Below are 21,269 nucleotides of genomic sequence, written 5' to 3'. Positions count from 1 at the left end.
TTTTTCCTCCGATTAGGCTACGTAGCAGATAATTTCGCCACCAAGACCAGCCTGGCGCGCTGCACGATCAGTCATAACACCTTTAGAGGTAGAAACAACTGCGATACCCATGCCAGCCATAACTTTCGGCAGCTCGTCTTTACGCTTATAAATGCGCAGACCTGGGCGACTGACACGCTGAATGCTTTCTACAACAGCTTTACCCTGGAAATACTTAAGAGTAAGTTCCAGTTCCGGCTTGGTGTCGCCTTCAACTTTAAAATCTTCAATAAAACCTTCTTCCTTCAGCACGTTGGCAATTGCCACTTTCAGCTTGGAGGAAGGCATGGTGACCGCAGCTTTATTCGCGGCCTGACCGTTACGGATACGGGTCAGCATATCCGCGATCGGATCTTGCATGCTCATCTGTCTTTACTCCCGTGATTCAATTGGTAATTACCAGCTAGCCTTTTTCAAGCCTGGTACTTCACCGCGCATAGCGGCTTCACGCAGTTTGATACGGCTCAACCCGAACTTGCCCACATAGCCATGCGGACGACCTGTTTGACGGCAGCGGTTACGCTGACGGGACGGGCTGGAATCACGCGGCAGAGACTGCAGCTTGAGAACTGCGTTCCAACGATCTTCGTCGGTCGCGTTCACATCAGAGATAATAGCTTTCAGTTCAGCGCGTTTTGCGAAGTACTTATCAGCTAAAGCTACGCGCTTTACTTCGCGTGCTTTCATTGATTGCTTAGCCATTCAGTAACCCTACCTTACTTGCGGAACGGGAAGTCAAAGGCAGCCAGCAGAGCACGGCCTTCTTCATCAGATTTCGCAGTAGTGGTAATGGTAATATCCAAACCACGCACGCGGTCGACTTTATCGTAGTCGATTTCTGGGAAGATGATCTGCTCACGGACACCCATGCTGTAGTTACCACGACCGTCGAAAGACTTAGCGGACAAGCCACGGAAGTCACGGATACGTGGAACAGCAATAGTGATCAGGCGCTCAAAGAACTCCCACATGCGTTCGCCACGCAGAGTTACTTTACAGCCGATCGGATAGCCCTGACGGATTTTGAAGCCTGCAACTGATTTGCGTGCTTTGGTGATCAGCGGTTTTTGACCGGAGATTGCTGTCAGGTCAGCTGCTGCGTTATCCAGCAGTTTCTTGTCAGCGATCGCTTCACCAACACCCATGTTCAGGGTGATCTTCTCGACCCGAGGGACTTGCATGACAGAATTGTAGTTAAACTCAGTCATGAGTTTAGCGACTACTTCGTCTTTGTAGTAATCATGCAGTTTCGCCATCGTACTACTCCAAATTACTTGATAGTTTCGCTGTTAGATTTAAAGAAACGGACTTTTTTGCCGTCTTCGAATCTAAAGCCTACACGGTCAGCCTTGCCGGTTGCCGCGTTGAAGATAGCAAGGTTAGAGATCTGAATAGCTGCTTCTTTCTCTACAATGCCGCCTGGTTGGTTCAGGGCCGGAACCGGCTTCTGATGTTTCTTAACCAGGTTGATACCTTCAACAATGACCTTGCCGGAAGACAGGACATTCTTAACTTTACCGCGTTTACCTTTATCTTTACCGGTTAACACGATAACTTCGTCATCACGACGGATCTTCGCTGCCATGATTCGCTCCTTAGAGTACTTCTGGTGCCAGAGAGATAATTTTCATGAACTTCTCGTTACGAAGTTCACGAGTTACCGGCCCAAAAATACGCGTACCGATAGGTTGCTCGCTGTTATTGTTTAAAATAACGCATGCATTACCATCGAAGCGAATGACAGAACCGTCCGGGCGACGAACACCCTTCTTGGTGCGCACCACTACCGCCTTCAGCACATCACCTTTTTTGACCTTACCACGCGGAATTGCTTCCTTGATGGTGATCTTGATGATATCGCCGACGCCTGCGTAGCGACGGTGCGAGCCACCCAGAACCTTGATACACATTACGCGACGTGCACCGGAGTTGTCGGCGACGTTCAGCATAGTCTGTTCTTGGATCATTTTAGTGCTCCGCTAATGTCAACTACTACTGAGACCCGAAAATCAGGTCGTTAAAAAAGCCCCATATCGGGGGCGCGGCATTATAACACCGCTTCAACGATATGGGTAGAAAAAATAAACGGCTCATCGCTGAGCCGTTTATTCGTTGAGAATGCCTACTGTATTACAGAACGGCTTTCTCTACAACGCGAACCAGCGTCCAGGACTTAGTCTTGGACAGCGGACGGCATTCGCGGATTTCAACCACGTCACCAGTACCGCATTCGTTGTTCTCGTCATGTACGTGCAGTTTGGTCGTACGCTTAATGAATTTACCGTAGATCGGGTGTTTCACAAAACGTTCGATAGCAACAACGATGGATTTCTCCATTTTATCGCTAACAACGCGACCTTGCAGAGTACGGATTTTATCGGTCATTACGCACCCGCCTTCTCAGTCAGTAAAGTCTTAACGCGTGCGACATCACGACGCACTTGCTTCAACAGGTGAGACTGTTGCAGCTGGCCACTTGCAGCCTGCATACGCAGGTTGAACTGCTCACGCAGCAGATTCAGCAGCTCGGTGTTCAGCTCTTCAACACTCTTCTCACGCAGCTCTTTTGCTTTCATTACATCACCGTCTTAGTTACAAAGGTGGTTTTAATCGGCAGTTTCGCTGCTGCCAGCTTGAATGCTTCACGGGCCAGCTCTTCCGGTACGCCGTCCATTTCATACAGGACTTTACCCGGCTGAATCAAGGCAACCCAATACTCCACGTTACCTTTACCTTTACCCATACGCACTGCCAGCGGCTTTTCAGTGATCGGTTTGTCCGGGAATACACGGATCCAGATCTTACCTTGACGCTTAACTGCACGGGTCATAGCACGACGTGCTGCTTCGATCTGACGGGCAGTCAGACGACCACGGCCAACAGCTTTCAGACCGAAGCTGCCGAAGCTAACATCCGTACCCTGCGCCAGACCGCGGTTACGGCCTTTGTGCATTTTACGGAATTTTGTACGCTTTGGTTGTAACATCAGCGACGCTCCTTATTTACGGCCTTTACGCTGCTGCTTTTTAGGTTGCGCAGCCGGTTTTTCCGGTTGTTCAACAGCAGCCATACCACCCAGGATCTCGCCTTTGAAGATCCACACTTTAACGCCGATTACACCGTAAGTGGTGTGCGCTTCAGAGGTGTTGTAGTCGATGTCAGCACGCAGAGTGTGCAGAGGTACGCGACCTTCGCGGTACCATTCGGTACGTGCGATTTCCGCGCCGCCCAGACGACCGCTAACTTCAACTTTAATACCTTTAGCGCCCAGACGCATTGCGTTCTGTACAGCACGCTTCATAGCACGACGGAACATAACACGACGTTCCAGCTGAGAAGTGATGCTGTCAGCAACCAATTTTGCATCCAGTTCAGGTTTACGCACTTCGGCGATATTGATCTGAGCAGGAACGCCAGCAATATCCGCTACGACTTTGCGCAGTTTTTCTACGTCTTCACCTTTCTTACCAATAACGATACCCGGGCGAGCGGTGTGAATGGTCACACGGATGCTCTTAGCCGGACGCTCGATAACGATACGAGATACAGACGCTTTAGCCAGTTCCTTAGTCAGGTACTGACGTACTTTAAAATCGCTGTCCAGGTTGTCAGCGAATTCTTTGGTGTTCGCAAACCAGGTTGAGTTCCATGGTTTTACAATACCCAGGCGAATACCATTAGGATGTACTTTCTGACCCATTGCTAGTCTCCAGAGTCTCAGCGATCGGACACAACCACAGTAATGTGGCTGGTGCGCTTCAGGATGCGATCTGCACGACCTTTTGCACGCGGCATAATGCGCTTCATGCTCGGGCCTTCGTCTACGAAAATTTTCGTAACTTTCAGATCGTCAATGTCAGCGCCATCGTTGTGTTCAGCGTTAGCAATGGCAGATTCCAGGACTTTCTTGACCAGTACAGCCGCTTTCTTATTGGTGTAGGTCAGAATATCCAGAGCCTGCGACACTTTCTTACCGCGAATCAGGTCTGCAACAAGGCGAACCTTCTGAGCAGAAGAACGAGCATGGCGATGTTGAGCTAAAGTTTCCATCTCTTCCTCCTACCTTATTTCTTCTTCGCTTTTTTATCAGCAGCATGGCCGCGATAAGTACGAGTCGGTGCGAATTCACCCAGTTTGTGACCGACCATTTCGTCGGAAACAAATACCGGAACGTGCTGACGACCATTATGGACAGCGATGGTCAAACCGATCATGTTAGGAAAGATCGTTGAACGACGGGACCAAGTGCGCAGGGGCTTCTTGTCTCCGCTTTCCACCGCTTTCTCTACCTTCTTCAGCAAGTGCAGGTCAATAAAAGGACCTTTCTTGAGAGAACGTGGCATGGCTTATCCTCTAAAATTATTTGCTACGGCGACGTACGATGAATTTATCAGTACGCTTGTTGCTGCGGGTCTTCTTACCTTTGGTCTGAACGCCCCACGGAGTTACCGGGTGCTTACCAAAGTTACGACCTTCACCACCACCATGTGGGTGGTCGACTGGGTTCATCGCAGTACCGCGAACGGTAGGACGAACACCACGCCAGCGTGCAGCACCTGCTTTACCCAGAACGCGCAGCATATGCTCAGCATTGCCAACTTCGCCCAGAGTTGCACGGCAGTCTGCTTCGACTTTACGCATTTCACCAGAACGCAGACGCAGGGTGACATAAGCACCATCACGAGCAACGATCTGAACGTAAGTACCAGCGGAACGTGCCAGCTGACCGCCTTTACCTGGTTTCATTTCTACGTTATGAACGGTAGAACCAACCGGGATATTGCGCATCGGCAGGGTGTTACCTGCTTTGATTGCAGCATCAACGCCAGATTGAACCTGGTCGCCAGCTTTCAGGCCTTTAGGGGCCAGGATGTAACGGCGTTCACCGTCTTTGTACAGAACCAGCGCGATGTTCGCGGAGCGGTTCGGATCGTACTCAAGACGTTCAACAACTGCCGGGATACCGTCTTTGTTGCGTTTGAAGTCAACAATACGATAAGCCTGCTTGTGACCACCACCGATGTGACGAGTGGTGATGCGGCCATTGTTGTTACGACCACCGGATTTGCTGTTTTTTTCAACCAGCGGAGCAAAAGGTTTGCCCTTGTGCAGCTCTGGGTTGACCACTTTAACAACGTGGCGACGACCCGGAGATGTCGGTTTACATTTAACAACTGCCATTGTATTACTCCTCCGACTTACTCAGCGCCGCCGACGAAGTCCAGATTCTGGCCTTCCTTCAGGGTGACGTAAGCTTTTTTCCAGTCGCTACGACGACCGATACGCTGTCCGTGACGTTTAACTTTCCCTTTAACTACCAGGGTGTTAACGACTTCGACTTCGACTTCAAACAGTTTCTGCACAGCAGCTTTGATTTCTACTTTGGTCGCGTCTTTAGCAACTTTGAGAACGATGGTGTTAGTTTTTTCCATCGCAGTAGACGCTTTTTCAGAAACGTGCGGTGCGCGCAGCACTTTCAGCAGACGTTCTTCACGAATCATGCCAGCATCTCCTCAACTTGCTTAACAGCATCAGCAGTCATTACGACTTTGTCGAAGGCGATCAGGCTAACCGGGTCGATACCAGTTGCATCGCGTACGTCAACCTTGTGCAGGTTGCGCGCAGCCAGGAACAGGTTTTCGTCCAGCTCACCGGTGATGATCAGCACATCTTCCAGAGCCATGTCTTTCAGTTTCTGTGCCAGCAGCTTAGTTTTAGGCGCTTCTACAGAGAATGATTCGACAACGATCAGACGATCCTGACGTACCAGTTCGGACAGAATGCTTTTCAGCGCGCCGCGGTACATCTTTTTGTTAACTTTTTGACTGTGGTCCTGTGGACGAGCAGCGAAGGTCACGCCACCTGAACGCCAGATCGGGCTCTTGATAGAACCTGAACGCGCACGGCCGGTACCTTTCTGGCGCCACGGCTTTTTGCCTGAACCAGTTACTTCAGCACGAGTCTTCTGAGCACGAGTACCCTGACGAGCACCAGCTGCATAAGCAACAACAACCTGGTGAACCAGCGCTTCGTTGAAATCACGACCGAAGGTAGTTTCGGAAACAGTCAGCGCGCTCTGCGCGTCTTTCAATACTAATTCCATTGCTATCCCCTTACGCCTTCACAGCTGGTTTAACGATCAGGTCGCAACCGGTCGCACCCGGAACACCACCTTTAACCAGCAGCAGGTTGCGCTCAGCGTCAACACGTACTACGTCCAGGCTCTGAACGGTTACACGTTCGTTGCCCAGCTGACCTGCCATTTTCTTGCCTTTAAACACTTTGCCCGGAGTCTGGTTCTGACCGATAGAACCCGGAACGCGGTGGGACAAGGAGTTACCGTGAGTAGCGTCCTGGGTACGGAAGTTCCAGCGCTTAACGGTACCAGCGAAACCTTTACCTTTAGAGGTACCGGTTACGTCAACTTTTTTAACGTCAGCAAACAGTTCAACGCTAATGTTCTGACCAACGGTGTATTCTTCACCATCTGCCAGACGGAACTCCCACAGGCCGCGGCCAGCTTCTACGCCAGCTTTAGCAAAGTGGCCAGCTTCCGGCTTAGTTACGCGGTTAGCTTTTTTAGCACCGGTGGTAACCTGAACAGCGCGATAGCCATCGTTAGCCAGATCTTTAACCTGAGTAACGCGGTTTGCTTCAACTTCGATAACGGTTACTGGGATAGATACGCCATCTTCAGTGAAGATGCGGGTCATACCCACTTTTTTACCGACTAAACCAATCATTGTATCAACCTCTCAATCGCTCGATGACCTGATTAACCCAGGCTGATCTGCACGTCTACACCGGCAGCCAGGTCCAGACGCATCAGAGCATCAACGGTTTTTTCAGTTGGCTCAACGATGTCAACCAGACGCTTGTGAGTACGGATCTCGTACTGATCACGCGCGTCTTTGTTGACGTGCGGGGAGATCAGAACGGTGAAACGCTCTTTGCGGGTCGGCAGCGGGATCGGACCACGAACCTGCGCACCAGTGCGCTTGGCAGTCTCGACGATTTCCGCGGTTGATTGATCGATCAGACGATGATCAAACGCTTTCAAACGGATACGGATTCTTTGGTTCTGCATGAGACCAGAGCTCCAATTATTTTATAGACGAAATAGTTACTCCTCAAACCCATTACGATTGATGGGAGAGTGTAACCGTTCTTACGTAGCCCCCTGATTGGGAGCGTTGTTGACGGTAAACCGCCACAGTTCATATCGAACTACCCGTCAGATTTGATAGGCTGGCGTATTATACGTATAGCCAGTACGGATGCAAGTGATTATGGCTATTTGCCATCGATTTCTCTCAGCGCTTGTTGCACACGTGAGCGCAATACTTCGCCATCCGGCACTTCCTGCTCGGACGCTTCATCATAGGGTATCTCTTCCAACATACTGTCACCCTCTTCGTTCTGGGTGGGTAAATCGATGCGTATCGGCAGAGGCTTCCGCTTAAAAATGTAATGCACATCCGAGAGTCGATATGCCTGAGAATCGGGCACTCCCTGCGTGGCGGTTGTCGGATGGCGCACCAACCAGACATAATGTCCGTAGTAGCCGCACATTAGCATCAGGCTGACCCACAACAGCCAGCAACAGAAACGCAGCGCCTTCCGCCAGCGGCAACTCGACACTGTTTTCGCGTCAATGGGTTGATAGATGTGCATCATCACATACGCTCCTTAGATGACACATGTGTTGGCACGGGTGCCGACTCATTGATTAATACCGGCGCGTCTCCAAGACTCTGACGCAGCCTTATCAGCGTCTCTTTTCCCGGCTTACCATCCACAGGCAAATTCTCCCGCTGCTGGAATGCTTTGACCTTTTCGATTAACCATGGCGTCCATGAGCCTGATTTATCGCCGGGAACACCCAGCGCGCGGCTCAGCATCATATCAAACCAGATGATGGTTTCCGCCGGACTCTTGTCACCGATCTGCATTTTCCTGTCAGGCGTTAAATTGAGCATCAGGGTATAATTTCCCTGCCAGTGCTTCGCCAGCCACTCCTGACTGACGATCCAGGTTTTATTATCAATGATAAGATCCAGCTCGTTTCCTGATACACGCATCACAACACCGTAGACCGGTTGTTTATCGATATTCAAATGCGCGATCCACGGCAACCCGCGCCTGATGAGGTTATCTAAACGTTCCTTGCCGCTTTCGCACACCAACTCAGCGCGATCGGCCTGGTCACACCATGCCTCGTCATGCGCTGTGTCGAATCCCCAGACGCTGAATAATTGCTGCATGGCGTCGCGTAATCCTCCCCGTGCGTCGCCAATATCCGGCAGGTTTTCCTTTTTTTGCGTCATCGCCACCGTTAACCCGGCGGGCACAGGAAGTTGAAGGGGAAAAACATCGACCGCCAGCCAGCCGAACGTCAAAGCCAGCGCAGCGTAAAGTCCGGGCAATATTCCCTTGCGCAATACGCAAGAGCGGAGAGTAAATGTTTCCAGCAACAATTTTTCCTGTTGAGCGGTTAACACATCCGCTTGCCTGTCCGTTGCCATTTTTCTCGCCGCCCGGGCGATGCGCCTCAGCAACGCCAGGTTTCCCTGCACTGCCCGAACCGCTTTGCGCACAAATTCATGACGCATCCGCACAGGCTCGCCATCCGCCTCACACAGTTGCTGTTGATGCATAAAATCAAGATATTCATCGTCCGTCGGCGCAGCGATGATCGCCGATAACGTAACACGCCGTTTAAGTCGTCGGTTACGCCTGAGCGCTTCGCCCCCCACCAGTAGCAAGCTGGCGCCAGCGTCAAATGAAGCCGCCAGATGACGGAAATTATCGACAAATGCCGGAAGATGTCTGGCGAGTGCGTCAGCATTATCAATGACAATTATTATTGGTTGCGCTGCCGGACTAAGGGCAGGCATCAGCGTTGACCAGAAACGGTTAATTCTCACATCTCGCCAGTCTGGCTGGAGTTTTCCGTGCGTACACGCCGTGTGTGTCAATTGACAGAAACCAGAGAAACCGGTGGCGGTAAACACCACTACCCTGCCGGGAAAATTCTTACCTAACTGATAAATAAGCGTCGATTTACCACACCCCGGTTTGCCGCATAATACGCCCACATCGCCAGCGCCCAGCTCATGAATAAAGATATTCTTGATAAGGGTATGTTGCGAAAAAGAGTAAATTGCATACGGTAATTCGCGTTCAGTCATCGATAAGTTCCAGTAATTGATGCGGGCATTTAACTCATTATATGTCAGGTAAATATCATCAATTTTTTATATTTGAATTAAACGACATGTTCCGACGATTAAATTGAAAACCTGAAAGTAAGCCTATATCATGCTTCTCCCGAAAAGAACAGGCATGCTATTAACAATGGATGTTATCGCAAAGCAATTTACCTTTATATTTAAGAGAAAGCGTAACGATGTGCTGTACTGCGTTATGTTGTTTGTCGGTGCCATTTTTATTATTCATTCGTTATATGCCTATAGATTATTTATTGATTATACCAATACGAAAAACAAAACCAGTCACTCAATAACGTCCGTTGCCCTCAGGCTGCCAATGAATTTACCGAAAAACAGTAGGGAAAACGCGACTGATAATAAAGAAGATGTTTCAATTAAAAATTCGATGCTCAATCTCCAGCTAAATGGCATTATTGCGAGCACGCTAAAAACACGTTCACAGGCTATTATCACCATTAATGAGAAAGCAAAGTTTTACAGTACCGGAGATAAACTTGACGATCTCCCTGACGTAAAAATTACGGACATTGATAATAATAGCGTGACGATTGATAACAATGGCTCCCGGCAACGCATCGCTTTTATTGATGAGCCTGATATATCCTCCAGGCCACCGGCACCATCGCTGCCACATGACAGCGCGCCACATTCCCTCAGCGACATCATTATTACTAACTTTATCTATCAGCAGGAAGCGCTACAGGGCGTCAGATTAAACGCCCGTGGTCCGGTTGAACGTTTTATAGCAACCGGACTCAGGCCAGGCGATATTGCGATCAAAATGAACAACCATCCGCTAACTCAGGAAGCGTCAGCAAAAGCGGCACTACAGGAATTTGTAACCTTAAACTCTGCCCAGTTCACCGTAATACGAAACGGTCAGGAAGCGCTGGTGAATGTATCCGTTACTGAGAATGATTAACCTTAAGGACGACAAAATTGCGCAAAGGAATTAAAAAAACGGCTGCATGGATACTGGCGCTACAGTTTTGCTCCTTTCCATTTCAAACCATGTCAGCGCAATATTCGGCAAACTTCCAGGATGCGGATCTCCGGGAGTTTATTACCTCGGTCAGTAAGCAAATGGGCAAAACCATTCTGATCGATCCGTCCGTCCAGGGAAAAATCTCCGTTCGCAGCTTTGACAGTTTCAACGAGGAGGAATACTACCAGTTTTTTCTCAGCGTTCTCGATATCTACGGCTACTCGGTTATCACCCTGGATAACGGCCTGCTGAAGGTTGTTCGCTCCGCAACGCTTAAGACCGCGCCGGGAAAAGTATTGGCACAGTCGCAACCGGCGGTCGGCGATGAATTTATCACCCGCGTCGTGGCGCTGAAAAATGTCCCGGTACGCGATCTGGCTCCGCTATTACGCCAGATGATGGACAGCGGCGGCATCGGCAACGTCGTACATTATGATCCTTCTAATGCGCTGTTGATCACCGGCAAAGCCAATATAGTCAATCGCATCCTTGAGGTTGTGAAACGGGTCGATGTTATCGGTACTCAGGAACGTGAGCTTATCAAACTGCACTACGCCTCGGCAGTTGATTTATCTGATGTAATTAACAGCCTGATTCGCGAAGAGTCAAAGGAAAAACCAACGCAGATCCTGCTGCCTAAAATTGTCGCCGACAAGCGCACCAACGCCCTTCTTATCAGCGGGCCGGACAATGTGCGCGAGCGGATGAAATCTTTAATCGCTAAACTGGATATCGAACAGACCACGCAGGGCAATACTCGCGTGTTCTATTTGAAATACGCCAAAGCCACTAAAATCGTTGAAGTGCTGACCGGCGTGTCAACCAAACTGACGGAAGACAAGCAGTCGTCTTCGCAGAGCGTGGCTACCCCTTCCCGGGATGTCTCGATTAACGCCGATGAACAAACCAACTCGGTGGTCATTACCGCAGACCAGAGCACCATGCAGGAGCTGGAAAAAGTCATCGCTCGTCTGGATATTCGCCGCGCACAGGTACTGGTTGAAGCCATCATTGTGGAAGTCCAGGATGGCAACGGCCTGAATCTTGGCGTGCAATGGGCCAACAGCAACGTCGGCGGTCAGCAGTTTACTAAAACGGGGCTGCCGATTTTCGACGCCTCAAGAGGCGCGCGCCAGTTTGATAAAAACGGTTCGATGACCAGTGACAACCCTATTGCCAGCGCGTTAAGCAGTTTTAACGGCCTGGCGACGGGCTTCTTTGAGGGGGACTGGAGCGTCCTGCTCACCGCGATCTCCTCCGACAACAAAAACGATATCCTCGCCACCCCCAGCATTGTGACGCTGGATAACAAAGAAGCGTCGTTTAATGTCGGCCAGGATGTGCCGGTGCTTTCCGGCTCGCAAACGACCTCCGGCGACAACGTCTTTAATACGGTCGAACGTAAAACCGTCGGCACCAAACTGAAGGTCACACCGCAAATCAACGAAGGCGACGCGGTGCTGATGGAGATCGAGCAGGAGGTGTCGAGCGTCGATACCGCCTCCGGTAACGCCAGCGATCTCGGTCCGACGTTCAACACCCGTACTATCCAGAATGCCGTGCTGGTCAAAAGTGGCGAAACCGTGGTGCTGGGTGGCCTGCTGGATGATTCAAGCAAAGAGCAGGTTTCCAAAGTACCGCTGCTGGGCGATATCCCTGTTCTCGGACAGCTATTCCGCTACACCTCAACGGAAAATGCGAAGCGTAATTTAATGGTCTTTATCAGGCCGACCATTATTCGCGACGACGAGGTTTATCGTTCGCTCTCAAAGGATAAGTACACCCGATTTCGTGATTTACAGCAGCAGCGTATTGATAAGCAATCCAGTGGATTGGTCGGCGTGAAGGACGAAGAACGCCCGATGCTTAAAGAGCTGAATTTCGATGTGCCGACCGACGCGCCCAACGACCAGCCATCGCGCAATCCCTTCCGGGAATGATCCAACATGACTGACTTATGGACGCGCATTCCTCCCCAGCATCCTCTGCCGCTTAATTACGCGCAGGGGCAAAAATTTGGTATCGCGGTCGCGGCGGATGAATTGTTCTACCGCACCGACACGCCGCTGGAAAACGTGCTCGAGGCCAGCGTTGCCTGTCAGCGCTTCAGCCGCCTGACGCCAGCGCAATTTGACGACCACCTGGAGCAACTTTTCCAGCACGGCGCCGGAGAGTCCCGGCAGATTGCCCAGGATATCGATCAGGAGATCGACCTGACGGCGCTGAGCGAGGAGTTACCCGACAACGCCGATCTGCTCAGTGATGAAAACGACGCACCGGTTATCCGCCTGATCAACGCGGTTCTTCATGAAGCCGTGAGGGAAGGCGCGTCGGATGTGCATATCGAAACCTTCGAAAAATCGCTGGTGGTGCGTTTTCGTATCGATGGTGTCCTCAAGCCAGTCCTTCAGCCCGCTAAAAAACTGGCGCCGCTGCTGATTTCACGTATCAAAGTCATGGCGCGACTGGATATTGCCGAAAAACGACTGCCGCAGGATGGGCGTATTTCCCTGCGCCTCGGACGCAAAAATATTGACGTCCGCGTTTCGACGTTGCCCTCGCAGTACGGCGAAAGAGCTGTATTGCGCCTGCTGGATAAAAACAGTCTGCGCCTGACGCTGGAGAATATGGGGTTATCGGCGGTGGATAGCCTGCGGCTGAAGGGTTTAGTACAGCAGCCGCACGGCATCATTCTCGTCACCGGCCCGACGGGGTCGGGAAAAAGCACCACGCTGTATGCGATTCTCGCCGAGCTGAATTCCCCCCAGCGTAATATCCTGACCGTCGAAGATCCCATCGAGTACGAGCTGGAAGGCGTCGGACAAACCCAGGTAAACAGCCGGGTGGATATGTCTTTCGCCAGGGGACTGCGCGCCATCCTGCGCCAGGATCCGGACATCGTCATGGTCGGCGAAATTCGTGACGCCGAAACCGCGCAGATAGCGGTTCAGGCATCGCTCACCGGACACCTGGTGCTTTCCACCCTACACACTAACAGCGCCTGCGGTGCAATTACCCGATTACGGGATATGGGTGTCGAACCGTTCCTGCTCTCATCATCGCTAAGCGGCGTTATCGCCCAACGCCTGGTGCGTCGCCTCTGTCCAGCCTGCCGCGTGCATGCTCCCATTCCTGACTCTCAGAAATCCCTCCTGCACGCGCTCGATCCCACCGCTCAGACAATCTGGCAGGCTTGCGGATGCGGCGAATGTCGGGGAACAGGCTATCAGGGGCGACTGGCGATTCATGAAATTATGCTGGTGGATAAAACTATGCGCAGCATCATCCATCGCGACGCCGATGAACACGCCCTGGAGCAGTGCCTGCGCCAGCAAAGCCGGAGCCTGCGGGAGAACGGCCTGCTGCGCGTGCTGGCAGGCGAAACCACGCTTGAGGAAGTCATGCGCGTCACCTCTGCCCAAGAGGATACACGATGAAATATCAGTGGCAGGCAATGGATGACAGCGGCACGACTCACCGTGGAACGCTGGATGCCGCCAGCTGCAAAGAGGCGCGCGAGGCGCTGCGCGCCCAGGGTCTGCACCCGCTGGTGTTAAATGAGAAAAAAGTCATCTCGCTGTTCCGGACGGTAAATGAAACGCCTCGTTTACGGCTTAGCGGAAGTGAACTGGCGCTGTTCACCCGCCAGCTCGCCACACTGGCCAACGCTTCGCTACCGCTTGAAGAGGCGCTGTTCGTTATTGGTCGGCAGAACAAAAATAATAAACTGGGGCTGGTGCTACACGACCTGCGCGAACGGATCCTCGCCGGACATACGCTTTCCGAATCGCTGGCCGCCTGGCCGCGGATCTTCGATTCCGTTTACCGCACGCTGGTGAAAGCCGGCGAAAAAAGCGGACAGCTCGGCTGTGTGCTGGAACAGCTGGCTGACTACAATGAGTTACGCCAGGCAACACGCAGTAAACTCATCCAGTCACTGATTTATCCTTCCCTGCTGACCAGCGTGGCGATCGCCGTCGTCGCTATCCTGCTCACCACCGTAGTGCCCAAAATCGTAGAGCAGTTTCTGCATATGAAAGAAGCGCTGCCGATGTCCACGCGCGTGTTGCTGGCAATCAGTGGTGCCATGCGCCACTACGGATTGTGGGTAATCGCATTGCTGCTGATTGCCTATTTCCTGTTTCGCCACTGGCTCACCCGCCCCGGCAAACGGCATCTGCTTGACCGCTGGCTTCTTGATTTCAAACTCAGTCGCGCCCTGCTGCGCGCTATCCACTGCGCCCGTTATTTGCGCACCCTGAGCATTCTTAATATCAGCGGCGTTCCGCTGCTGGAAGGGATGACGCTGGCAACCGAAGGCATCGGTAACCGAGAAATCAGTCAGCGGCTGGGTCAGGCCGCGGAGCGCGTGCGCCAGGGTTCAGGCTTTCATCTCGCCCTGGAAAAATGCGATCTCTTCCCGCCGATGATGCTCTACATGATTGCCTCCGGGGAAAAAAGCGGCCAACTCAGCGAGCTAATGGCGCGCGCCGCCGACCAGCAGGAAACACTGCTACAAAACCGCATTGCACTGACGCTGGCGCTGTTTGAACCCGCGCTGATTATTACGATGGCGATGATTGTGCTGTTCATCATCGTCTCGGTTCTGCAACCCATTTTGCAACTCAACTCATTGGTAAGTTAAGGATAAAACGTGAATAGTGATGCACATAAGCAGCGAGGATTTACGCTGCTTGAGATGATGGTGGTGCTGGTTATTTTGGGCATCCTCGCAAGCCTGGTCGTCCCCAGTTTAATGGGCAATAAAGACAAAGCCGATCACCAGAAAGCCGTCAGCGACATCGTGGCGCTGGAGAATGCGCTGGATATGTACAAACTGGATAACTATCGCTATCCGCTGACGGCGCAGGGGCTAAAGGCGCTGGTCGAAAAACCGACCGCCAGCCCAATCCCGGAAAATTACAACGCGAAGGGCTATATCAAGCGTCTGCCACAGGATCCCTGGGGTAATGAGTATCTGCTGGTTAGCCCTGGTGAACACGGCGATTACGATATTCTCTCCGCAGGTCAGGACGGTGAACCCGGCACCGCTGACGACATTACTAACTGGGAACTGGGCAAAGCGAAATAATCGGAATGAGGCAGAAGGGATTCACGCTACTGGAAGTCATTCTGGTGCTGACGATTATCGCGCTTGGCGCCTCGCTGGTGATGATGACCTACGGGCGACAAAATGATACCGCGAAAGCTATTACTGCAGCCGAACAGCTGGCGGCGCTGACTGAATATGCCGCTGACTGGTCAACCATGGAGGACCGCAGTACCGGTATTGAGATCCGCGAACAAGGCTGGCGCATCGTCACACCGATTGGCGATCGCTGGCAGACGCCAACCCAGTTCTATCGCCTGGCGACCGAGGGCAAGTGGGAAAGTGACTGGCAGGTGGCTCTGTTCCCGGCGTCGCTCGCCAGGCAATCCGTCGGCACGCCGCAAATTCTGATTCACCCGGACGGTGAAATTACGCCGTTTACGCTACACATCCGCAGCCGTAAAAATAATACGCTGCTGTTCACGCTCGCCAGTACCGGCGGGCTGCCGCTGGTGCTCACCCGAGGCGAAAGCCGATGAGCCAAAGGCAATCAGGAATGACGCTTCTGGAAGTGCTGCTGGCGATATTCATTTTCGCCACCTGCTCTCTCGCGCTACTCAACAGCCTACACGGCCAGGTTAGCGCCACCGCAAAAATGGAAGAACAGGTGCTTGCCGGTTGGGTAGCGGATAATGTGCTCAAAACCTATCAACTAACCGGGCAGATCCCCGCTAAAACAGCGACAGGCAGCAGCATTATGGGTAAACGCCGCTGGGACTGGTCGTTGACAGTCTCACCCGCCGATGCTTCTGGCCTCAGCACCTGGACAGTTGACGTCGCCCTTGAGGACAAGCAGAAGATCCGCCTGCAGCGCTTTATTCCCTCGCCACAAGGAAGACCGCAAAATGTCTCCCGGCCCTGAGAAACAGCACGGCTTTACCCTGCTGGAAGTTTTACTGGCTATTGCTCTGTTCGCCATGCTCAGCCTGCTGACGGCGCAGATGCTGACGACGACAATTGACAGTAACGAGCAGACCAAAAAGCATCAGCAGCGTTTTTCCGCTATCGTGCGTACCGTCAATTTGCTGGATAAAGATATCCGACAGCGGGTGCCGGTAACCCAATTGCAGGGCGAAAAAGAGACGCTGATGCTGACGACAGCCAGCAGTAACAGTTATCCCGACGCCTGCTGTGCGCCCGATATCCAGCGAGTTCAGTGGTATCTGCAGGATCATACTTTATACCGCACGCTCTGGCGCTACCCGGAAGATACAACCCCGGCCATCACTCAACCGATGCTCAATGGTGTGAACGCCTTCACGTTGCGTTATTACAACAGTAAAGAGAAAGCGTGGATGGACACGGCGGCTACCCCATCTCCTGGCGCGATGGAAGTCACTCTTAAACTTGCTGATTCCGGCACGATAACTCGTCTGACGCTGTTACCAGAGAACCGCCAGCCAGGAGAACAGCAATGACCCGGCAAAAGGGCGTGGCGCTGCTGGTAGTGCTGATGATCCTGGCAATTATGGCGGCGCTGGCCAGCGAAATGACCGTGCGCTACCAGATCAACCTCAAACGTACCAGCTACACCCGGATGCGGCTACAGCAAAACTGGCTGGCAGAGCTGGCTGAAAGCCAGGCCATGCGTATTCTTGAACAGGACCTGCGGGATAATGAGAAATACCTCACTCACGAGCAGCTCTGGGCGCAGCCGCAGCGTATTCAGCTCGCCAGCGGCGACGCTGTTAGCTGGCAGCTATCTGACGAGCAGGCCTGTTACAACATTAATGCGCTGATTAACGCCCCGACCGATCGAATGAAAGAGCCGCCCGCCAGCGTGAGCGTCTTTCTCGCGCTGCTGGACAACGTCGGCGTCACCAATGCCCAAGCTGAGGCGCTGGTTGATGCTATCGCCGACTACATCGATAACGACGATATCCCACGCGCCTCCGGTGCCGAAAATGAGTATTACCAAACAAGTAACGACCCCCACACCATTGGCGGACGACGTATCTGGTCAATCAGTGAGCTCAAACAAATCAAAGGGATGACGCTTTCTCTTTACCAGCAAATCTCCCCGCTACTCTGCGCGCTGCCTGATGATGAGCTAAAAATCAACATCAACACCCTGACGCGCCGGGATGCACCGTTGCTTGCGGCGATGCTCAATAATGCTGTCCCGCCACGCGAGATTGAGCGCTTTTTTGATACCCCGCGCAAAGGACGAAAAATCAGCATTGAGACGCTGTTAAAGACATTCGATAAGGATAATCCAGCTCATAAGCTGTCGCAGTCCACATTCAAAAGCATTGCGGTGGCGACCAGTCGTTACTTCCGCCTTGAAACGACTATCGAACAGGGCGATAGCGCCGGGAGCACCATCAGCCAGCTGGAATACGATCCCAAAAGAAAGGCTCTGTTTATTACAGCCCGCAAAAGCGTGGCGCGCGACCATTAAAGGGAACTAAATGACGCCAGACACATTACTGCTACGTCCGCTGCCGGGAAAACTGGAATGGTGCTGCCCCAACGAGGCACAGCCTCCGGTTATTGTTGAACAGGCGGCTTACCTCCAGCCGAACGCGCTGGCCGACCTGCCGGATGCCGGTAACGCCTGCCTGTTCCTGTCACCTGATTATTTCTGTTTTCGTCGCGTCGAATTACCGACGGAAAACTACAAAATCAGTGAACAAACGCTGGGCTGGCTGGTGGAGGACGCCGTTGTCGGTGATACAGATAGCCTGCACTGGACGGTTCTCACCAGAGAAGAAAACACGCTCCATCTGGCCGGGATCGCCAGGACCACGCTGAACGATCTATTGACGACTTTCCGCACAGCTGGCGTGACGTTGACGTATATCGTTCCGGATGGTTTCTGGCTGCCGTATGTCACGGATAGCTGGAGTCTGCTAAAACAAGATGAGCGATGGTTAATCCGTTACGACGCGTGGAAAACAGGCGTGCTGAGTGAAGCACTGCTCACGCATTTACTCGCCAGCCATACAGAGCAAAAAATCATCAGCGCCAGCCCGCTTCCTGTGCCTCACGCTCATGTCGAATACCTTGACTGGCAGCCGCCGCTGGCGTGCGCCTGCAATGGCGATAATATTCAGGACATTAACGTATTACACGGCAGCTTCCGCCCTTTGCCCCCGACACAACCGACCCCGCGTCTGCTGAAATATGCCGCCATAGCAACATTTGCCCTGGCAATAGCGCTCTTCTCAGGGCTGAAAGGGGTGATGCTCTGGCAGCTTCATCAACAGAAACAGGCGCTCTCAGCGGAAGGTGCCACCCTGTGGAACCGCTATTTCCCAGGTGATAACCGCAACAGCAATTTTAAATATTTCTTCGAATCGTCCGCGAGGGATCGCTATCCGGATGTGCTGACGTTACTGACTCAGCTTCAGACCCGATTAAGCACATTGCCGGGGCTTACCATCCGCGAGGTCAACTACCGGCTCGAACAACGCCTTTTTACCCTGACGCTCAACGTTCGCGATCCGGAACATCTTCGCCGCTTTATGGTGCAGACAAACGACGAATTTATCCTGACTCAACCGCCAGAAGGGACGACAGGTAGCGTCCGGCTGACCCTGAAGGAGCGCAAATGAATATGAATAGCTGGTGGAGCGAAAAAAACGGCAGAGAGCAACGCAGTCTGATATTCCTCGCCGTTTTCTGTCTGCTGGCGGGATTCTGGTACGGCGTGGTTCAGCCCCTGGATAACGCTATTGCACAGCAGGGGCAGGAAAATGTTCGTCTCAGGAGTGAGATCCAGTGGGTAAATGAGGCGATTCAGCGTCGCGGATTAGTTGCCAGTAGACCGGGCACAAAGACCGATCCGGCACTGATACAACATAGCGCGCAGCAGGCAGGTCTGAATATCAGCGTTGTGACATCCACTCCCGATCATTTTGCGATCTCGCTTCCCGTTGTCAAAACCGAACCATTATTTGCGTGGCTTAATACCCTACAAAATGAGGGAATACAGGTTTCGCAACTCACGTTTAGCGCCCGCCCGGTCGCCGGGGAGATTGCGGTGGAAGCCCTTGAACTCTATCCGGTGGGGAAATGACGGAACTCATTAACATTGCAGCAATGGCATTTGTCGGGCTGATAGTCGGCAGCTTTATGAATGTAGTGGTTTATCGACTGCCGATCATGATTGAGCATCGGCACAGCGAAACATGGAATATCGCCTGGCCTCCGTCGCACTGTCCGCACTGCCAGCACAGGCTATCGGTGCGTAACACTATTCCACTATTCAGTTGGCTGTGGCAGCGGGGGCGTTGCCAGGCCTGCGCTAAGCCAATTTCATGGCGTTACCCACTGACTGAACTGGCGTGTTCTTGTGTTTTTGCGCTTATCGCCGCGTTTGTCCCTTCAATGTCTGATGCGATTGCCATCATGACGCTGTTCTGGTTTATTTTCGCACTGGCGCAAATTGATCTCCGGACGTACCTGCTGCCGGATGTGCTGACGCAGCCGCTGCTCTGGCTCGGTCTGATGTATCACAGCGTTTACGACAGAGAGATGTTATCCGACGCGCTGTACGGCGCTGTCGCTGGCTATCTGACGCTATGGCTGGTCTGGTGGGGATGCAAAATAATCGCGGGCAAAGAGGGCATCGGCCTGGGTGACGCTAAGCTACTGGCAGCGATGGGTGCCTGGTGTGGATGGCCAGCGCTACCGCCCATTTTACTCGCTGCATCATTGCTGGGCATTGTCTGGTGGCTGATCCTACGCCTTACCCGAAGGACGTCGATACCGCTTATCGCGTTCGGTCCGTGGCTTGGACTGGCAGGTTGGTTGATTTTCAGCGCGCAAAGTTCAGGTGTTATCGGGTACTGAAAGGAGCGGCAGGTCTGCCGCTCTGCAAAGTTTGCGTCTACGCTTCGCGAATCTGTGCCTGAAGATAGTTCTGGAGTCCCATCTTCTGGAGCAGATCCAGTTCCGTTTCCAGCCAGTCAATGTGACCTTCTTCATCAGCAAGGATTTCGATCATCATATCCCGGCTAACGTAGTCATGGACGCTGTCGGCATAGGCAATGGCTTCACGTAAATCTTTAGCCCCATCGAGTTCGAGTCGAAGATCGGATTGCAGCATCTCTTCAACATCTTCGCCTATACCCAACTTACCAAGATCCTGTAAGTTTGGGAGCCCTTCTAAGAATAAAATACGCTCGATATATTTATCAGCGTGTTTCATCTCATCGATAGATTCATGGTACTCAACATCATTGAGGCGAGTCAGTCCCCAGTTTTTGAACATACGAGCATGGAGAAAATACTGGTTGATTGCGACAAGCTCATTTCCCAATAGTTTATTGAGATAATTTATGATTTTAACATCACCTTTCATTTTATAGTCCCTCCGCTTCCACTCTTAGAGCGTAGATGGGGCTACAGGGATGTCAAAAAAAAGAGTGTGACTTAGGCGATCTCTTTAAATTCTGGCATTTGCGTTAATTCATCCTGCATGACTTCGCGGGCAGCACGAATACACTTACCGCATTGATTTCCAACAGGAATAAATTTACGCAATTGCTGAAAGGACTGAGGATGAAACTGGCGAACAGCCTGACGTATTTTTTTATCACTTATCGCATTACACAAACAAACGTACATGATCGCTCCCGTTCAATTTCTGCGCAAAGTGTAAATGAGAATAGTTATGATTACAATAGCACAACGCTATTTACGCAGCGGGAGAATGAATGAAAAATGCGAATAAATATGACAACTGCTAAATCGCGGACAGCAAAAAGGGCGCCGAAGCGCCCTTTTTAAGCTCAAAGCTAATTAATCAATAATTAGCTCATTACTTTAGCAACAACGCCCGCACCAACAGTACGGCCGCCTTCACGGATTGCGAAACGCAGACCGTCGTCCATCGCGATTGGGTGGATCAGGGTAACAACCATTTTGATGTTGTCGCCCGGCATTACCATCTCAA

33 protein-coding genes are annotated in these 21,269 nt (G+C 52.1%); 12 read left to right on the top strand and 21 right to left on the bottom strand.

All coding sequences use genetic code 11. From position 1 onward, the window contains the following. Positions 1–12 precede the first annotated feature (12 nt). From rpsH to BZK42_RS25130, 18 genes are all read right to left on the bottom strand, one after another. Positions 13–405, bottom strand: coding sequence for a 30S ribosomal protein S8 (gene rpsH, locus BZK42_RS25215; protein WP_003031127.1), 393 nt, complete (start codon positions 403–405; stop codon positions 13–15). A gap of 30 nt (positions 406–435) precedes the next feature. After that, positions 436–741, bottom strand: coding sequence for a 30S ribosomal protein S14 (gene rpsN, locus BZK42_RS25210; protein ID WP_003031125.1), 306 nt, complete (start codon positions 739–741; stop codon positions 436–438). A 14-nt stretch (positions 742–755) separates the two neighbouring features. Beyond that, positions 756–1,295: a 50S ribosomal protein L5 gene (rplE, locus tag BZK42_RS25205; protein WP_003031123.1), complete on the bottom strand. Its 540-nt coding sequence runs from the start codon at positions 1,293–1,295 to the stop codon at positions 756–758. A gap of 14 nt (positions 1,296–1,309) precedes the next feature. Next, positions 1,310–1,624 (bottom strand): 50S ribosomal protein L24, encoded by a 315-nt coding sequence (gene rplX, locus BZK42_RS25200; protein WP_003031122.1) that lies wholly within the window; start codon positions 1,622–1,624, stop codon positions 1,310–1,312. Between the two features lie 10 nt (positions 1,625–1,634). Further along, entirely contained in the window at positions 1,635–2,006 is a 372-nt protein-coding gene (gene rplN / locus BZK42_RS25195) for a 50S ribosomal protein L14 (protein ID WP_000613954.1), read from the bottom strand. Positions 2,007–2,169: 163 nt separating this feature from the next. Then, positions 2,170–2,424, bottom strand: coding sequence for a 30S ribosomal protein S17 (gene rpsQ / locus BZK42_RS25190; protein WP_003031120.1), 255 nt, complete (start codon positions 2,422–2,424; stop codon positions 2,170–2,172). Then, on the bottom strand, positions 2,424–2,615 hold the full coding sequence (gene rpmC, locus BZK42_RS25185; protein ID WP_000644742.1) for a 50S ribosomal protein L29: 192 nt from the start codon (positions 2,613–2,615) through the stop codon (positions 2,424–2,426). The genes rpsQ and rpmC overlap by 1 nt, the downstream gene beginning before the upstream one ends. After that, on the bottom strand, positions 2,615–3,025 hold the full coding sequence (gene rplP / locus BZK42_RS25180; protein ID WP_000941212.1) for a 50S ribosomal protein L16: 411 nt from the start codon (positions 3,023–3,025) through the stop codon (positions 2,615–2,617). Before rplP ends, rpmC begins: the two co-directional genes overlap by 1 nt. 12 nt (positions 3,026–3,037) lie before the next feature. Then, a complete protein-coding gene (rpsC, locus tag BZK42_RS25175; protein WP_000529945.1) occupies positions 3,038–3,739 on the bottom strand; it encodes a 30S ribosomal protein S3 in 702 nt (233 codons plus the stop codon). 17 nt (positions 3,740–3,756) lie between these two features. Continuing rightward, complete coding sequence (rplV, locus tag BZK42_RS25170) at positions 3,757–4,089, bottom strand: 50S ribosomal protein L22 (protein WP_000448832.1); 333 nt, start codon at positions 4,087–4,089, stop codon at positions 3,757–3,759. Positions 4,090–4,103: 14 nt separating this feature from the next. Further along, entirely contained in the window at positions 4,104–4,382 is a 279-nt protein-coding gene (rpsS, locus tag BZK42_RS25165; protein WP_001138115.1) for a 30S ribosomal protein S19, read from the bottom strand. A 16-nt stretch (positions 4,383–4,398) separates the two neighbouring features. After that, positions 4,399–5,220 (bottom strand): 50S ribosomal protein L2, encoded by an 822-nt coding sequence (gene rplB / locus BZK42_RS25160; RefSeq protein ID WP_016154746.1) that lies wholly within the window; start codon positions 5,218–5,220, stop codon positions 4,399–4,401. Positions 5,221–5,237: 17 nt separating this feature from the next. Next, positions 5,238–5,540, bottom strand: coding sequence for a 50S ribosomal protein L23 (gene rplW / locus BZK42_RS25155; protein ID WP_080860795.1), 303 nt, complete (start codon positions 5,538–5,540; stop codon positions 5,238–5,240). Beyond that, the gene (gene rplD, locus BZK42_RS25150; RefSeq protein WP_003031119.1) at positions 5,537–6,142 is read right to left on the bottom strand and encodes a 50S ribosomal protein L4; all 606 of its coding nucleotides are present in this window, start codon (positions 6,140–6,142) and stop codon (positions 5,537–5,539) included. Before rplD ends, rplW begins: the two co-directional genes overlap by 4 nt. A gap of 10 nt (positions 6,143–6,152) precedes the next feature. Next, positions 6,153–6,782 carry a 50S ribosomal protein L3 gene (rplC, locus tag BZK42_RS25145; protein WP_003031117.1) on the bottom strand — a complete coding sequence of 210 codons (630 nt, stop codon included), beginning with the start codon at positions 6,780–6,782 and terminating at the stop codon, positions 6,153–6,155. Positions 6,783–6,814: 32 nt separating this feature from the next. Beyond that, positions 6,815–7,126 carry a 30S ribosomal protein S10 gene (rpsJ, locus tag BZK42_RS25140; protein ID WP_001181005.1) on the bottom strand — a complete coding sequence of 104 codons (312 nt, stop codon included), beginning with the start codon at positions 7,124–7,126 and terminating at the stop codon, positions 6,815–6,817. 206 nt (positions 7,127–7,332) lie between these two features. Further along, on the bottom strand, positions 7,333–7,716 hold the full coding sequence (locus tag BZK42_RS25135) for a hypothetical protein (RefSeq protein ID WP_080860794.1): 384 nt from the start codon (positions 7,714–7,716) through the stop codon (positions 7,333–7,335). Then, on the bottom strand, positions 7,716–9,230 hold the full coding sequence (locus BZK42_RS25130) for an AAA family ATPase (RefSeq protein WP_080860792.1): 1,515 nt from the start codon (positions 9,228–9,230) through the stop codon (positions 7,716–7,718). The genes BZK42_RS25135 and BZK42_RS25130 overlap by 1 nt, the downstream gene beginning before the upstream one ends. 166 nt (positions 9,231–9,396) lie before the next feature. Here BZK42_RS25130 and gspC point away from each other — a divergent pair, with 166 nt between their 5' ends. The 12 genes from gspC to BZK42_RS25070 are packed head-to-tail and all read left to right on the top strand — an operon-like array spanning position 9,397 to position 20,164. Then, entirely contained in the window at positions 9,397–10,194 is a 798-nt protein-coding gene (gene gspC, locus BZK42_RS25125) for a type II secretion system protein GspC (protein WP_080860790.1), read from the top strand. Positions 10,195–10,211: 17 nt separating this feature from the next. Next, entirely contained in the window at positions 10,212–12,197 is a 1,986-nt protein-coding gene (gene gspD, locus BZK42_RS25120) for a type II secretion system secretin GspD (protein ID WP_080860789.1), read from the top strand. Between the two features lie 6 nt (positions 12,198–12,203). After that, positions 12,204–13,694 (top strand): type II secretion system ATPase GspE, encoded by a 1,491-nt coding sequence (gene gspE, locus BZK42_RS25115; protein WP_080860787.1) that lies wholly within the window; start codon positions 12,204–12,206, stop codon positions 13,692–13,694. After that, a complete protein-coding gene (gene gspF, locus BZK42_RS25110; RefSeq protein WP_080860785.1) occupies positions 13,691–14,902 on the top strand; it encodes a type II secretion system inner membrane protein GspF in 1,212 nt (403 codons plus the stop codon). The genes gspE and gspF overlap by 4 nt, the downstream gene beginning before the upstream one ends. 9 nt (positions 14,903–14,911) lie before the next feature. Continuing rightward, positions 14,912–15,349, top strand: a complete 438-nt coding sequence (gene gspG / locus BZK42_RS25105; protein ID WP_016154753.1) for a type II secretion system major pseudopilin GspG — start codon at positions 14,912–14,914, stop codon at positions 15,347–15,349. Between the two features lie 5 nt (positions 15,350–15,354). Next, positions 15,355–15,846: a type II secretion system minor pseudopilin GspH gene (gspH, locus tag BZK42_RS25100; RefSeq protein WP_080860783.1), complete on the top strand. Its 492-nt coding sequence runs from the start codon at positions 15,355–15,357 to the stop codon at positions 15,844–15,846. Then, positions 15,843–16,229 (top strand): type II secretion system minor pseudopilin GspI, encoded by a 387-nt coding sequence (gspI, locus tag BZK42_RS25095; RefSeq protein ID WP_080860781.1) that lies wholly within the window; start codon positions 15,843–15,845, stop codon positions 16,227–16,229. Before gspH ends, gspI begins: the two co-directional genes overlap by 4 nt. Then, a complete protein-coding gene (locus BZK42_RS25090; protein ID WP_080860779.1) occupies positions 16,213–16,785 on the top strand; it encodes a type II secretion system protein GspJ in 573 nt (190 codons plus the stop codon). Before gspI ends, BZK42_RS25090 begins: the two co-directional genes overlap by 17 nt. Further along, entirely contained in the window at positions 16,782–17,768 is a 987-nt protein-coding gene (gspK, locus tag BZK42_RS25085; RefSeq protein WP_080860777.1) for a type II secretion system minor pseudopilin GspK, read from the top strand. The genes BZK42_RS25090 and gspK overlap by 4 nt, the downstream gene beginning before the upstream one ends. 10 nt (positions 17,769–17,778) lie before the next feature. After that, positions 17,779–18,924 (top strand): type II secretion system protein GspL, encoded by a 1,146-nt coding sequence (gene gspL / locus BZK42_RS25080; protein ID WP_080860775.1) that lies wholly within the window; start codon positions 17,779–17,781, stop codon positions 18,922–18,924. Further along, positions 18,921–19,388, top strand: coding sequence for a type II secretion system protein M (gspM, locus tag BZK42_RS25075; protein WP_080860773.1), 468 nt, complete (start codon positions 18,921–18,923; stop codon positions 19,386–19,388). The genes gspL and gspM overlap by 4 nt, the downstream gene beginning before the upstream one ends. Beyond that, on the top strand, positions 19,385–20,164 hold the full coding sequence (locus BZK42_RS25070) for a prepilin peptidase (RefSeq protein WP_080860772.1): 780 nt from the start codon (positions 19,385–19,387) through the stop codon (positions 20,162–20,164). Before gspM ends, BZK42_RS25070 begins: the two co-directional genes overlap by 4 nt. A gap of 37 nt (positions 20,165–20,201) precedes the next feature. On the opposite strand, the gene bfr is transcribed toward BZK42_RS25070, so the two are convergent. From bfr to BZK42_RS25050, 3 genes are all read right to left on the bottom strand, one after another. Then, on the bottom strand, positions 20,202–20,675 hold the full coding sequence (gene bfr, locus BZK42_RS25065) for a bacterioferritin (protein WP_016154761.1): 474 nt from the start codon (positions 20,673–20,675) through the stop codon (positions 20,202–20,204). 71 nt (positions 20,676–20,746) lie between these two features. Next, entirely contained in the window at positions 20,747–20,941 is a 195-nt protein-coding gene (bfd, locus tag BZK42_RS25060) for a bacterioferritin-associated ferredoxin (RefSeq protein WP_003031111.1), read from the bottom strand. 185 nt (positions 20,942–21,126) lie between these two features. Beyond that, on the bottom strand, positions 21,127–21,269 hold a 143-nt coding region (locus tag BZK42_RS25050; RefSeq protein WP_446661267.1), incomplete at its 5' end, for an EF-Tu C-terminal domain-related protein.

The sequence above is a fragment of the Citrobacter braakii genome (assembly GCF_002075345.1).
Taxonomy (GTDB): Bacteria; Pseudomonadota; Gammaproteobacteria; order Enterobacterales; family Enterobacteriaceae; genus Citrobacter; species Citrobacter braakii.
Note: the sequence above shows the minus strand (reverse complement) of the source record. Positions and strands in the feature narration are given on the sequence as shown.